General features: G+C 70.6%; 8 protein-coding genes. 5 read left to right on the forward strand and 3 right to left on the reverse strand.

Features of this window, described 5'->3' with window-relative positions; genetic code table 11:
• Positions 1 to 105 precede the first annotated feature (105 nt).
• From ASC60_RS05870 to ASC60_RS05880, 3 genes are all read left to right on the forward strand, one after another.
• Positions 106 to 2,352 carry a M4 family metallopeptidase gene (locus ASC60_RS05870; RefSeq protein WP_055547517.1) on the forward strand — a complete coding sequence of 749 codons (2,247 nt, stop codon included), beginning with the start codon at positions 106 to 108 and terminating at the stop codon, positions 2,350 to 2,352.
• A 301-nt stretch (positions 2,353 to 2,653) separates the two neighbouring features.
• Complete coding sequence (locus ASC60_RS05875; protein WP_055548683.1) at positions 2,654 to 4,294, forward strand: M4 family metallopeptidase; 1,641 nt, start codon at positions 2,654 to 2,656, stop codon at positions 4,292 to 4,294.
• A gap of 152 nt (positions 4,295 to 4,446) precedes the next feature.
• Complete coding sequence (locus ASC60_RS05880) at positions 4,447 to 6,039, forward strand: M4 family metallopeptidase (RefSeq protein WP_079038213.1); 1,593 nt, start codon at positions 4,447 to 4,449, stop codon at positions 6,037 to 6,039.
• Positions 6,040 to 6,156: 117 nt separating this feature from the next.
• Here the strand turns inward: ASC60_RS05880 and glgP are convergent, their stop codons facing one another.
• A complete protein-coding gene (glgP, locus tag ASC60_RS05885; RefSeq protein ID WP_055547519.1) occupies positions 6,157 to 8,829 on the reverse strand; it encodes an alpha-glucan family phosphorylase in 2,673 nt (890 codons plus the stop codon).
• Positions 8,830 to 9,107: 278 nt separating this feature from the next.
• Here glgP and ASC60_RS05890 point away from each other — a divergent pair, with 278 nt between their 5' ends.
• Together ASC60_RS05890 and ASC60_RS05895 are read left to right on the forward strand one after the other, a co-directional pair.
• Positions 9,108 to 10,994: a rhamnogalacturonan lyase gene (locus tag ASC60_RS05890; protein ID WP_063787090.1), complete on the forward strand. Its 1,887-nt coding sequence runs from the start codon at positions 9,108 to 9,110 to the stop codon at positions 10,992 to 10,994.
• Between the two features lie 43 nt (positions 10,995 to 11,037).
• A complete protein-coding gene (locus tag ASC60_RS05895) occupies positions 11,038 to 11,829 on the forward strand; it encodes a pectate lyase (RefSeq protein ID WP_055547521.1) in 792 nt (263 codons plus the stop codon).
• Here the strand turns inward: ASC60_RS05895 and ASC60_RS05900 are convergent.
• A complete protein-coding gene (locus ASC60_RS05900; RefSeq protein ID WP_234356810.1) occupies positions 11,816 to 13,330 on the reverse strand; it encodes an NF041680 family putative transposase in 1,515 nt (504 codons plus the stop codon). The genes ASC60_RS05895 and ASC60_RS05900 overlap by 14 nt on opposite strands.
• Before the next feature lie 185 nt (positions 13,331 to 13,515).
• Positions 13,516 to 14,268: an alpha/beta fold hydrolase gene (locus tag ASC60_RS05905; protein WP_055547522.1), complete on the reverse strand. Its 753-nt coding sequence runs from the start codon at positions 14,266 to 14,268 to the stop codon at positions 13,516 to 13,518.
• Positions 14,269 to 14,308 lie beyond the last annotated feature (40 nt).

Here is a 14,308-nt window from a genome sequence, read left to right on the forward strand (position 1 = left end):
TGCCATCGCGCGGCCAGCGCAGAAGGAGTCAGCGTGAGCCTCTTCCCCCAACGGCACCTCAGACCTCACAGACCCCATCGACACCGCGCCACGGCCGGCGCCCTAATGGCCGCCGCCGCGATGATCGTCGTCGGTGTCCAGACCGGTCCCGCGACCGCACGCGCGGGGGACGCCGCCACCGCCGCGGGCGGCACGATGGCCGCCAAGGCCCGCCCCGGCGCGCTGCCCGCGCAGCTGTCCCCCGCGGCCCGCACCACGCTGATCCGCGCCGCCGACACCGCCTCCGCGAAGGCCGCCACCGCGAGGACGCTGGACCTCGGGTCCCGGGAGAAGCTGGTCGTCAGGGACGTCATCAAGGACGCCGACGGCACCACTCACACCCGCTACGAACGCACCTACGCCGGGCTTCCCGTCCTCGGCGGCGATCTGGTCGTGGACCGCGCCGAGGGCGGCGCGGTGGAGACGGTCGCGAAGGCCACCAAGGCCCGCCTGACGATCCCGACGACCACCGCGGCCGTCGAGCCCGCCACCGCCGAGAAGGCCGCCGTGAAGGCGGCGGACGCGCAGGGCTCGCGGAAGACCGCGGCGCGGCGGGCGCCGCGCAAGGTGATCTGGGCGGCGGACGGCAGGCCGACGCTCGCGTACGAGACCGTCGTCGGCGGCCTCCAGGAGGACGGCACGCCCAACGAGCTGCACGTCATCAGCGACGCGGCCACCGGAAGCAAGCTGTTCCAGTACCAGGGCGTCAAGAACGGCACCGGCAAGAGCCAGTACAGCGGGCAGGTCGCCCTCGGCACCTCGGGCAGCGCGGGCTCGTACAACCTGACCGACGCCGGGCGCGGCAGCCACAAGACGTACAACCTGAACCGCGGCACCTCGGGCACCGGCACCCTGTTCACCGACGCCGACGACGTCTGGGGCAGCGGCACCACCGCCGACGCCGCCACCGCCGGGGTCGACGCCCACTACGGCGCCGCCGAGACGTGGGACTACTACAAGAACGTGCACGGCCGCACCGGCATCCGGGGCGACGGCGTGGGCGCGTACTCCCGGGTCCACTACAGCAGCGGCTATGTCAACGCCTTCTGGCAGGACGCCTGCTTCTGCATGACGTACGGCGACGGCTCCGGCAACGCCAAGCCGCTGACCTCGATCGACGTGGCGGCGCACGAGATGAGCCACGGTGTCACCGCGGCCACCGCCAGACTGGTCTACAGCGGCGAGTCCGGCGGCCTCAACGAGGGCACCTCCGACATCTTCGCCGCTGCGGTCGAGTTCGCCGCGGACAACGCGTCCGACGTGGGCGACTACCTCGTCGGCGAGAAGATCGACATCAACGGCGACGGCACCCCGCTGCGCTACATGGACAAGCCCAGCAAGGACGGCGCCTCCAAGGACAACTGGTACGCGGGCGTCGGCAACGTGGACGTGCACTACTCGTCCGGTATCGCCAACCACTTCTTCTACCTGCTCTCCGAGGGCAGCGGCGCCAAGGAGATCAACGGCGTCAGCTACAACAGCCCGACCTCCGACGGGCTGCCGGTCACCGGCATCGGCCGGGACGCCGCCGAGCAGGTGTGGTTCAAGGCGCTCAGCCAGCGCATGACGTCCATCACCGACTACGCCGCCGCGCGCGAGGCGACGCTGTGGGCGGCGGGCGAGCTGTACGGCCAGGGCGGCCCCCAGTACAACGCGGTGGCGAACGCCTGGGCCGGGGTGAACGTCGGCACCCGCATCGCCGAGGGCGTCACCGTCACCCCGCCCGGCGACCAGACCAGCATCGTCGGCCAGGCCACCAGCGCGCAGATCAAGGCCACCAGTTCCAACCCGGGCGCGCTGAGCTACGCGGCCACCGGGCTGCCGGCGGGCCTCGCGCTCGACTCCGCCACCGGTCTGATCTCCGGCACCCCGACCGCCGAGGGCGCAAGCGCGGTGACCGTGACGGTGACCGACTCGGCGGGCAGGACCGGCACCGCGTCGTTCACCTGGACCGTCACCACCACCAGCGGCAACGTCTTCGAGAACACCACGGACGTCGCCATTCCGGACGGGGGCGACGCCGTCACCTCCCCGGTCACCGTGACCCGGGCCGGGAACGCCCCGTCCGCCCTCCAGGTGGCCGTGGACATCACCCACAGCTACCGCGGTGACCTGGTGATCGACCTGATCGCCCCGGACGGTACGGCCTACCGGCTCAAGGACTCCAGCATCTCCGACTCGGCGGACGACGTGAAGGCCACGTACACCGTGGACGCCTCCTCCGAGACCGCGGTCGGCACCTGGGACCTGAAGGTCCAGGACATCTACCCGCAGGACTCCGGCACCATCAACGGCTGGAAGCTGACCTTCTGACACACCGTCCGCAACCCCATCCGCACCCTCGCCCTTCGCGGCGGTGAACCACCAGAACCAGGCGCCGCCAGGAGTGACCCGACTCCTCCTGGCGGCGTCTCCATGCGCGTTTCCCTGCGCGTTTCCCTGCACAAATTCCGCCAGACCCGCCGGGAAACCCGTGACATGTCCGCGGCTTGTATGACAGTCTGCCCACGCATTACGCACCAGTACCTCTTGTTCAGTGCCGAGCCGCGCTTCCCGCTGACCGGCACTGACCCCCCACAGCAACGAGGGAGTTAGCGTGAGCAAGAACTTCAGCATGCCCATATCCGGGGGCGGAAAGGGCCGTTCGGCGATCGCCGCCGGTGCCGCGGTCGCCACCGCCGCGCTGCTGGCCACCGGACTGACCACCGGATCGGCCGGTGCCGCACCGGCCGACGCGGGGGCCAGGGCGGGCGCCCAGCCCGTCAAGCTCACCGCGTCCGCCCGCGCCGAACTGCTGCGCGACGCGAACGCCACCAAGGCCGACACGGCGAAGGCCCTCGGCCTCGGCGCGAAGGAAAAGCTGGTCGTCAAGGACGTCATCAAGGACGCCGACGGCACCACCCACACCCGCTACGACCGCACCTACGACGGACTCCCCGTCCTCGGCGGCGACCTGGTGGTCCACCAGGCCGGAAGCGGCAAGGTGACCGGCGTCAGCAAGGCCACCGAGGCCGCCGTCAAGGTCGCCACCACCCGGGCCGAGGCGGCGCCCGGCGCCGCCGCGCGGACCGCCGTGAAGGCCGCCGAGGCGCAGCGCAGCACACAGGCGAAGGCGCGGACCCCGCACAAGGTGATCTGGGCCGCCACCGGCAAGCCGGTCCTGGCGTACGAAACCGTCGTCGGCGGCGTCCAGAAGGACGGCACCCCGAACGAGCTGCACGTCATCACCGACGCGGCCACCGGCAAGAAGCTCTACGAGCGCCAGGGCGTCGAAACCGGCAGCGGCCAGAGCGAGTACAGCGGCAAGGTCGAGCTGGGCACCTCCAAGGAAGGCAGCGGCTACACCCTGACCGACGCCGGCCGCGGCGGCCACAAGACCCTCGACCTGGAGAACAAGGAGGACGGCGAGGGCAAGGCGTTCACCGACGAGGACGACGCTTGGGGCAACGGCAAGGGCGACGACCCGCAGACCGCCGCCGTGGACGCCCACTACGGCGCCGCCACCACCTGGGACTACTACAAGAAGGTGCACGGCCGCGACGGCATCGGCGGCGACGGCAAGGCCGCCACGTCCCGCGTCCACTACGGCGAGAGCTACGTCAACGCGTTCTGGGAAGACTCCTGCTTCTGCATGACGTACGGCGACGGCGAGGGCAACAAGGCCCCGCTGACCGCCCTGGACGTCGCGGCGCACGAGATGACCCACGGCGTCACCTCCAAGACCGCGGGCCTGGAGTACAGCGGCGAGTCCGGCGGCCTCAACGAGGCCACCTCCGACATCTTCGGCTCCGCCGTCGAGTTCAACGCCAAGAACACCGAAGACCCCGGTGACTACCTCATCGGCGAGAAGATCGACATCAACGGCGACGGCACCCCGCTGCGCTACATGGACAAGCCCAGCAAGGACGGCGAGTCCGCGGACGCCTGGTCCGAGAAGGTCGGCGACCTCGACGTCCACTACTCCTCCGGTGTCGCCAACCACTTCTTCTACCTGCTGTCCGAGGGCAGCGGCGCCAAGGAGATCGGTGGCGTCAAGTACGACAGCCCGACCTCGGACGGCAAGAAGGTCGAGGGCATCGGGCGGGACAAGGCCGAGAAGATCTGGTTCAAGGCCCTGACCACGTACATGACCTCCACCACGGACTATCACGCGGCGCGTGAGGCAACCCAGAAGGCCGCGAACGACCTCTATGGGAAGGACAGCCCCGAGTCCAAGGGCGTCGACGCCGCCTGGGCCGGGGTCAACGTGAAGTAGACGCAACGGCGTTACCGATGCGTAACGCACGACATGCGGCCGGTGCCCGGGGATTGTCCCCGGGCACCGGTATGTTTTCTTCACAGCAAAGACACATCTTTGCCCGGTTGACCGACACGTCGGCCAACCTCCCATGACAACAGGAGATACGCGTGGATTCACGCTCGACGTCTGCTATATCCGGTATATCCCGCCACAGACGCTCGCGTACCGCCCTCGCCGCCGGAGCGGCCACCCTGGCCGCCTCCCTGCTCGCCGCCGGTGCCACCGCGGCCCCCGCGGGCGCGGCCACTCCCCCGTCCGGCACCGCCGCGTCCCTCGGGCTCGGCGGCAAGGAGAAGCTGATCGTCCGTGACGTCGTCAAGGACGCCGACGGCTCCCTCCACACCCGCTACGAGCGCACCTACGACGGACTGCCGGTCCTCGGCGGCGACCTGATCGTCCACCAGGCGCCCAGCGGCGCCGAGGAGGGCGTCACCAAGGCCACCGACGCGCGCATCAAGGTCGCCGACACCCGCGCCTCCTTCGCCGCCTCCGGTGCCCAGCGCACCGCCCTGGCCGCCGCGAAGGCCGCCGATGTCACCGGCGCCACCACCGAGCGCGCCCCGCGCAAGGTGATCTGGGCCGCCACCGGCAAGCCCGTCCTCGCGTACGAGACCGTCATCGGCGGCCTCCAGAAGGACGGCACGCCGAGCCGGCTGCACGTCATCACCGACGCCGACAGCGGCAAGAAGCTGTACGAGTACCAGGCCATCGAGACCGGCACCGGCACCGGCCAGCACAACGGCAAGGTCGCCGTCGGCGCGGTCAAGAGCGGCAGCCAGTGGCTGATGAAGGACACCGCGCGCGGCGGTCACCTGACGTACAACTCCAAGCACTCGTGGGACGAAAACAAGAAGGGGTCGGCGTTCTACGACCCCGACAACGTCTGGGGCAACGGCAAGCCCACCATCGCGCAGACCGCCGCCGTGGACGTCCAGTACGGCGCCGCCATGACCTGGGACTACTACAAGAAGGTCCTCGGCCGCAACGGCATCAAGGGCAACGGCAAGGCCGCGTACTCCCGCGTCCACTACGGTGACGCGTACCAGAACGCCTTCTGGGACGACGCCTGCTTCTGCATGACCTACGGCGACGGCGAGGGCAACAAGAAGCCGCTCACCTCGCTGGACGTCGCGGGCCACGAGATGAGCCACGGCCTCACCTCGGCCACCGCCAACCTGGAGTACTCCGGCGAGTCCGGCGGCCTCAACGAGGCCACCTCCGACATCTTCGGCACCGCCGTCGAGTTCTACTCCAAGAACGCCAAGGACCCCGGCGACTACCTCATCGGCGAGAAGATCGACATCAACGGCGACGGCACCCCGCTGCGCTACATGGACAAGCCCAGCAAGGACGGGCTGTCCTACGACTACTGGAAGAGCGGCGTCGGCGAGGACGACCCGCACTTCACCTCCGGCATCGCCAACCACTTCTTCTACCTGCTGGCCGAGGGCAGTGGCCGCAAGGTCATCGGCGGTGTCACCTACAACAGCCCGACCAAGGACGGCCGGGTCGTCAAGGGCATCGGCCGCGCCAAGGCCGAGAAGATCTGGTACAAGGCCCTGACCACGTACATGACCTCGACCACCAACTACGCCAAGGCCCGCACCGCGACGCTCAACGCCGCGAAGAAGCTGTACGGCGCCAACAGCACCGAGTACAAGGCGGTCAACAACGCCTGGGGCGGCGTCAACGTCAAGTGACGACCCCGAGCTGACCACGGCCGGGCGGGCCCCGTGGCCCGCCCGGCCGGAAGCCGCCGGAAGCCGTCTGCACGCGTCGTCATCCGTTCGACCGCCAGACCACCATGGCCGACCGGCTCAGCGCATCAGTACCCCCGCGGCCCCGGAAGTGGATTCCGACGGGAGGGCGGTGAGGCCGAGTTCGGCGGGGGTGGCCAGGAGGGGGTGGGTGGGGAGGACGCGGACGGTGTAGCCGAAGGGGCCCGTGCGGTCCAGCGCGAGGGGGCCTTCGTAGAGGTGGCGGCCCTCGTCGTCGGGGCCGGAGGTGGGCTTGAGGGGGATGGCGGTGGTGTCGGTCAGGCGGTCGGCCTCGTCCACCCGGCCCGCCACGGCCTGGACCTCGACATCGGCGGGGTCGAGGCCGCCGAGGCGGACCTGGACGCGGAGGGAGAGCGCGGAGCCCAGCTCGGCGGCGCCGCCGGGGGCGGGCGGGGTGAGCCGGGTTTCCACGTGGTCGACGGCCACTTGGGGCCAGGCCGCGCGGACCCGGGCCTTCCATGCGGACAGGTCGCGGGCCGTGGCGGGGTCGAGGGCGCGGTGGGCACGGGCGGCCGGTGCGTAGAGCCGCTCGACGTACTCGCGCACCATGCGCCCCGCGTGCACCTTGGGGGCGAGGGTGGTGAGGGTCTGGCGCACCATGTCGATCCAGTGGCCGGGGAGGCCGTCGGGGCCGCGGTCGTAGAACTGCGGTGCGACCCGGTTCTCCAGCAGTTCGTAGAGGGCGGCCGCCTCCAGGTCGTCGCGGCGGTCGTCGTCGACGGCGGAGCCGTCGGCGGTGGGGATGGCCCAGCCGAAGTCGGGTTCGTACCACTCGTCCCACCAGCCGTCGAGGACGGAGAGGTTGAGGCAGCCGTTGAGGGCGGCCTTCATACCGCTGGTGCCGCACGCCTCCAGCGGGCGCAGCGGGTTGTTGAGCCAGACGTCGCAGCCGGGGTAGAGCTTCTGGGCCATGCCCATGCCGTAGTCGGGCAGGAAGACCAGGCGGTGCCGCACCCGGGGGTCGTCGGCGAAGCGGACGAGTTCCTGGACGAGGCGCTTGCCGCCGTCGTCGGCCGGGTGGGCCTTGCCCGCGACGACGATCTGAACGGGCCGCTCGGGGTGCAGCAGCAGCTCGGTGAGCCGGTCGCGGTCGCGCAGCATCAGGGTGAGCCGCTTGTACGAGGGGACGCGGCGGGCGAAGCCGATGGTGAGGATGTCGGGGTCGAGGACGGAGTCGATCCAGCCCAGTTCGGCGGTGCCCGCGCCGCGCTGCCGCCACGAGGCGTACAGCCGCTGCCGCACCTCGGTGACGAGCTGCTTGCGCAGGCTGCGGCGCAGTTCCCACAGTTCGGCGCCGGGGAGGTGGCCGAACTGGCGGGCGCCGAGCCGGGTGACCTCGGGGGCGCGCCAGGTGGGCGCGTGGACGCCGTTGGTGACGGAGGTGATGGGCACTTCCTCGGCGTCGAAGCCGGGCCACAGACCGGCGAACATCTCGCGGCTGACCTCGCCGTGGAGGGTGGAGACCCCGTTGGCGCGCTGGGCCAGCCGCAACCCCATGACGGCCATGTTGAACAGGCCGGGCTCGCCGCCGGGGTAGGTCTCCCGGCCGAGGGCGAGGACGCGCTCGACGCCGATGCCGGGCAGTTCGCCGTCGTCCCCGAAGTGGCGGGCGACGAGGTCGCGGTCGAACCGGTCGATCCCGGCGGGGACCGGGGTGTGGGTGGTGAAGACGGTGCCGGCCCGGACGGTCTCGTGGGCGGACTCGAAGTCCGCGCCCGTCGTGTCAACGAGTTCGCGGATGCGCTCCAGGCCGAGGAATCCGGCGTGGCCCTCGTTGGTGTGGAAGACCTCGGGCTCGGCGTGCCCGGTGATACGGCAGTACGCGCGCACCGCGCGCACCCCGCCGATGCCGAGCAGCATCTCCTGCAGCAGCCGGTGTTCGCTGCCGCCGCCGTAGAGCCGGTCGGTGACGTCGCGCTCGCCGGGGCCGTTGCCCTCCACGTCCGAGTCGAGCAGCAGCAGCGGCACCCGGCCGACCTGGGCCTGCCAGATCTGGGCGTGCAGCGGGCGGCCGCCGGGGAGGGCGAGCGTGATCCGCGCCGGGCGGCCGGCGCCGGCGCCGGGCTCGTGCAGCAGGGTGAGCGGCAGCTCGTTGGGGTCGAGGACGGGGTACTGCTCCTGCTGCCAGCCCTCGCGGGAGAGGGACTGGCGGAAGTAGCCGTGGCGGTAGAGCAGTCCGACGCCGATGAGGGGGACGCCGAGGTCGCTGGCGGCCTTGAGGTGGTCACCTGCGAGGATGCCGAGCCCGCCGGAGTACTGGGGCAGGGCGGCGGTGATGCCGAACTCCGGCGAGAAGTAGGCGATGGCGGCGGGCAGTCGGGGGGACACATCGGCTCCCCCCGGCTCCCGGCCCCCGGCCGCGGCCGCACCGTCCGCCGGGGGCGGGGCGTCCGACCGGTCCGGGACGGCCGCTGTGCGGCCCTGATACCAGCGGGGGGCGTTCATATAGTCGTCCAGATCCTCGGCGGCCGCCCCGAGCCGCCGCAGGAAGCCGCGGTCCGCGGCGAGTTCCGCCAGCCGGGCGACGGGTACGGCGCTCAGCAGCCGCACCGGGTCGCCGCCGGCCGCCCGCCAGCCCTCGGGGTCCATGGCCTCGAACAGCTCGCGGGTCTCGGGATGCCACGACCAGCGCAGATTGCGCGCCAGCCGGTGGAGCGGTCGTAGGGGTTCCGGGAGCACAGGACGCACGCTGAAGCGACGGATGGCCTTCACACCTTCGACGGTAGCGGCCGACGCGCCCCCGTTTCGGCTGTTTCGCCATAGGGAGTGTCTTGCCGGTCATGCCGGGCTCCCGACGCCGCCGTGACATCAGCCGCTGCCGCGGCGGGCGGCACCTCGCGGCCCCGCGAAGTTCGGTGGGGAGGCGGCAACCTTTCCGGCCAGGGCGACGACTAGGGGGCGTTCACATCCCCCCATGCCTTGGAGGCCCCGTGCGTTTACGGGACAGATCGCAGCCCCCGGCCGGCCCCCCGCCCGCATCCGCCGCCGGCGTGCCGCTCGGCCGACCGCGGACGCTGGCCGCGGCGCTCGTGGTGGGCGCGCTGACCGTCACCGGTCTGGCGGGCGTCTCGGGAGCCGCCGAGACGGGGAAGGAGACCGGTGAGGAGGCCGGGGCGAAGGCCGTGGCCGCCCAGCTGGAGAAGCTGGACCGGGGGCTGGTCAGCGTCCGCTCGGGCAGCGACAACCTGGTCAGCTGGCGCTGGCTCGCGACCGACCCGTCCAATGTCGCCTTCAACGTCTACCGCGGGTCCACGAAGGTCAACGCGTCCCCGATCACGGGTTCGACCAACTACCTGGACAAGGGCGCGGCGGCCACCGAGACCTACACGGTGCGCGCCGTGGTGAACGGCGCGGAGCAGGCCGCCTCCCCCGCCGCCCTCGCGTTCCGCTCGGGCTATCTCGATGTCCCGATCTCGCCCCCGGCCGCCGGGTCCGACTATACGTACGAGGCCAACGACGCCTCCGTGGGCGACCTGGACGGCGACGGCGACCTCGATCTCGTCCTCAAGTGGCAGCCGACGAACGCGAAGGACAACTCGCAGTCCGGCGTCACGGGCAACACGATCGTGGACGGCTACACCCTCCAGGGCACGCGGCTGTGGCGCATCGACCTGGGCCGTAACATCCGCTCCGGCGCGCACTACACCCAGTTCCAGGTGTACGACTACGACGGCGACGGCCGGGCCGAGGTCGCGATGAAGACCGCGGACGGCACGGTCGACGGCACGGGCAAGACGATCGGCAGCGCGTCCGCCGACTACCGCAACTCCAGCGGCTACGTGCTGAGCGGACCCGAGTTCCTGACGATGTTCAACGGGAGCACCGGCGCCGCCATGTCCACCGTGGACTACGTCCCGGCGCGCGGCACGGTCTCCTCGTGGGGCGACTCGTACGGCAACCGGGTGGACCGCTTCCTGGCCGGGACGGCGTATCTGAACGGCTCCACGCCCTCCCTGATCGCGGCGCGCGGCTACTACACCCGCACCGTCATCGCCGCCTGGGACTTCAAGGGCGGCCAGCTGACCCGCAAGTGGACGTTCGACACGAACAGTTCCACCAACACCGGCAAGGGCTACGACGGTCAGGGCAACCACGCGCTGGCGGTCGGCGATGTGGACGGCGACGGCAAGGACGAGATCGTCTACGGCTCGATGGCCGTGGACGACAACGGCTCCGGGCTGTGGACGACGAAGAACGGCCACGGCGACGCGGCCCACCTCGGCGACCTCGACCCGTCCCGGCCGGGCCTGGAGTACTTCAAGGTGGACGAGGACTCCTCCAAGCCGTCCTCGTACCTGGCCGACGCCAGGACCGGCCAGGTGCTCTGGACGACCCCGGCCGGCGGCGACAACGGGCGCGGGGTGGCCGGGGACATCTGGGCGGGCAACGACGGCGCCGAGATGTGGTCCGCGAAGGACGACCAGATCCGCTCGGCCTCCGGCGCCACCAAGGGCCGCAAGCCGTCGTCCATGAACTTCCTGTCCTGGTGGGACGGCGACCCGGTGCGCGAGCTGCTGGACGGTACGCACATCGACAAGTACGGCACGTCGGGCGAGACCCGGCAGCTCACCGGCTCCGGGGTGCACTCCAACAACGGCACCAAGGCCAATCCGTCGCTGTCCGGCGACGTCCTCGGCGACTGGCGTGAGGAGGTGATCTGGCCGACCAGCGACAACAAGGCGCTGCGGATCTACTCCACGCCGTACGAGACGGACCGGCGGATCACCACTCTGCTGCACGACCGGCAGTACCGGGAGGCGCTGGCCTGGCAGAACACCGCCTACAACCAGCCCCCGCACCCCAGCTTCTTCATCGGCGACAAGATGGCCACCCCTCCGCGGCCGTCCATCACCACCCCCTTAAACCCCATCCCCTGACGCAAGACCCCGGAAAAACCCCTTCCGCACAAGGAGTTGTGACATGGAGTTACGCATGAGCCGGCGGGCGATCGGCGGCGCGCTCGGCGCCATCGCCCTCACCGCGGGCGCGATCACGACGGGGCTGTCCCTGTCGGCCGCGTCGGCCGCCACCTGGCCCTCGCCCAGCGGCACCCCGCAGGCGGTCACCAAGACGATCTCCGTCAGCGGAACCACCGACGGTGGCATGAAGCGCTACTACGGTTCCGGCGACCTCGGCACCGGCGGTCAGAACGAGGACCAGGACCCGCTGTTCGAGCTGGCCGACGGCGCGACCCTCAAGAACGTCATCATCGGCTCCCCGGCCGCCGACGGCGTCCACTGCAAGGGCAGCTGTACGCTGCAGAACGTCTGGTGGGAGGACGTCGGCGAGGACGCCGCCACCTTCCGCGGCACCGGCAAGACGTACAACGTCGTCGGGGGCGGCGCCCGCAAGGCCTCGGACAAGGTCTTCCAGTTCAACGGCGGCGGCACGCTCAACATCTCCAACTTCGCCGTGCAGGACTTCGGCAAGCTGGTCCGCTCGTGCGGCAACTGCTCCTCGCAGTACAAGCGCACGATCAATGTGAGCAACACCGAGGTCACCGCCCCCGGTAAGGCCATCGGCGGGATCAACACCAACTACGGCGACTCGCTGACCCTGCGCAAGATCACGATCGTCGGGGACAGCAGCAAGAAGATCGTCCCGTGCCAGAAGTACATCGGCAACAACACGGGCAAGGAGCCGACCGAGAACGGCAAGGACGCGGACGGCACGTACTGCAAGTACAGCGCCTCCGACATCACCTACAAGTAGGCGCGTCCGCGGGCGTCGAACGGTTCACCGCGCGCCGCGCCCGTCCCCTCCCCAGGGGCGGGCGCGGCGCGCCGGTTCCGCCCCCTGATGCGCACTTGCCGGGGCCCCCTCCCCACGAGACCCTGACGCCTGCGCATCGGGGAGGGCCGGGGAGGGACCGTCCATGGCGGGAAGGTTTCGGTGCACCGGCTGGAGAGCCGGTCTTCGCGTGCAGGTTTCTGAACCCTCTGCGGACGCGGGCGGGTGTCAGTCTGCTCGGCTCCGTCGGCTTCTCCCAGGGCCTGCGGGGGTCGGTGGCCAGCGGGCGGGCGAGCCGGAGCTGGGCATGGGCGGCGATCACCAGCCAGGTCCACCGGTCGGCCGCTTCCGAGCTGCGGAGCCGGGGCTTGGTCCAGCCGAGGGTCTGCTTGAACAGGAGAAATGTGTGCTCGATGTCGAAGCGGCGGAGGAAGGACTGCCAGCAGCGGTCGACGTCCGCCTCGGGGGCGCCGGTGCGCGACCACCACAACCACACGGGCTTGTTGACCCCACCGCTGGGCAGCTTCTGAACGACCAGGCGGATGACGGTGCCCTCGATGACGGGAAGCGGCCCGTCGTGGTCGAGCCATGCGGCCCGGCGGGTCAGCCGCGGGTACAGCCGGTCCCACGCCTGCGCGGTCGCCTTCCCGTAGAGCCGGGTGTCGGTGACCGTCACGGCCTGCTCGGTGCCCCCGGTTACGGGGTCACCGAAGACGAACTCGCCGCCATGTTTGGGCGGCCGGCCGCCCCTGGGGTTGGCCAGGGGGAACTCTTCGCGGGAGGGGGTCGGACGCCGCATCACCCGGTCCGAACGGAGCCGGCCGAGGATCTCGACGGGCAGGTCACCCAGCAGGTGGGCGATGCGAGGAGCGTCGTAACCGGCGTCCCGCACGACCAGGACCTCCGGGTCACCCGGTTTCCACTGGCCGGCGGCGACCAGGCGCTCGATGACCTCGCGGATCTGCATCATGGTCACCGCGGCGATGTCGGCGCCGGGCTCCAGGCGGACCGCGTCCAGCACCGCCGTCCACGAGGTGCGGCCGGTCTCCAGCGCGGCCACCACCGAGTACGGCCGGCCGGGCACCATCTGATGCTTGCCCTCACCCCGGCCGAAGGTATGACAAAAGGCCCGGTCAGCACACGTGGTGGCGTCAGGCCGTAGCCAAGGCGAGACATCCACCGCCAGCACGAGCCGACCGTCCGCCGCCCGCGGCAGCGGCACTCCGGCCAGGGCACGACGCAACCGGGCGACGTCGATCCGGCCCTGGTCGAGCCCGCCATACAGAGCCCCGTGCCCGCGGCGGTGTTCGGGCGCGAGCGCGAGATCGGCCAGCGTCCGAACCGGCCCGTCCGTGCACAGCAGCGCGTCACACAACTCGAACAACGCGTCGCCTCGAACAGTCAGATACGCGTACAGCTCCGACCGGGAGTGTGACACTTCCGCGAACGCATCCCGCAGGACGCCCTGATGCACCAAACTCACGACCACGGCCTTCGTGTTGATCCACTCTGTGACGGGGCACAGGATCAGACGGAGGCCACCTACACATCCGCCGAACTGCGAAAACACTGATCAAGTTCGAGTCGGGTTCGATGCCGGTCGTTAAATGACAAGCTCAGCGCTTGTCCCGTAACCAGCGCCGCGAGGATGGCGAGCGTCGTGGTCTGCTACAGGCTGTTCCAGAAATCTGACAGCATGCTGGCTGTCCGCGCCGGGTCCTGAAGCATCCACCAGTGACCGAGTCCGTTGAGGTCGACGGCGCGAGCGCCGGCGCGCTGGGCAGCGCGGTGGCGGAGGGCGACGCTGCCGGCCGTGTGATCCTCGGTGGCGACGGGAACCAAACCCGGCCTGGCAGCGGCCGCGGGCAGACCCAGGCCGCGCTCGATCAGCACTGCCTGGGGCACGGACCGGTACAGCGCGAGAATGGCCTTGCCCATCTGCGGGCCCTGACCGAGTGCCACCTCGCCGGCCGCCGGCTCGGGAATGCCCCAGTCGACCATGCGTGCTGCCCGCTCCTCGACGTCTCCCGAGAAGATCTCCTCGACGTGGCGCTCCCCGTCGCCCGGCGTCTGCCAGAGCTTGGCGATCTCATGCCAGGTGAAGTCCGGCTCGTAACCGCCGATGGTGTCGCTGACCCAGCTGCGGAGCAGGTCGGGACGGGCCATCGCCACCTCCAGGGCGTACCCTCCGCCGAAGTCGTGGCCGACGATGTCGACGGGCGCCTCGAATCGTGACAGCTCGTCGATGAGCCAGTCCCGGTAGTCGACGAACGTGGCGCCGAAGTTCGCGGGAAGCGGCGCACCGAACCCCGGAGGCGAGAGCAGGACCATCTCCTGCTGCTGAGACTTGGACAACTCGTTGATCAGCGGCGTCCACACCGCGGAGGTCACGGGAACGCCGTTGACGAAGACAATGGTCATAGGTGAATGACAACAACGGTCGGAGCGGGCCGTCCAAGAC

The organism is Streptomyces sp. NBRC 110028, assembly GCF_001417735.1.
Classification (GTDB): domain Bacteria; phylum Actinomycetota; class Actinomycetes; order Streptomycetales; family Streptomycetaceae; genus Streptomyces.

What these genes read in the sequence shown, in the direction of transcription:
- ASC60_RS05895 (WP_055547521.1), top strand. Translation starts at nt 11,038, where the DNA reads ATGGAGTTACGCATGAGCCGGCGGGCGATCGGCGGCGCGCTCGGCGCC.
- ASC60_RS05875 (WP_055548683.1), top strand. Translation starts at nt 2,654, where the DNA reads ATGCCCATATCCGGGGGCGGAAAGGGCCGTTCGGCGATCGCCGCCGGT.
- ASC60_RS05870 (WP_055547517.1), top strand. Translation starts at nt 106, where the DNA reads ATGGCCGCCGCCGCGATGATCGTCGTCGGTGTCCAGACCGGTCCCGCG.
- ASC60_RS05905 (WP_055547522.1), bottom strand. Translation starts at nt 14,268, where the DNA reads ATGACCATTGTCTTCGTCAACGGCGTTCCCGTGACCTCCGCGGTGTGG.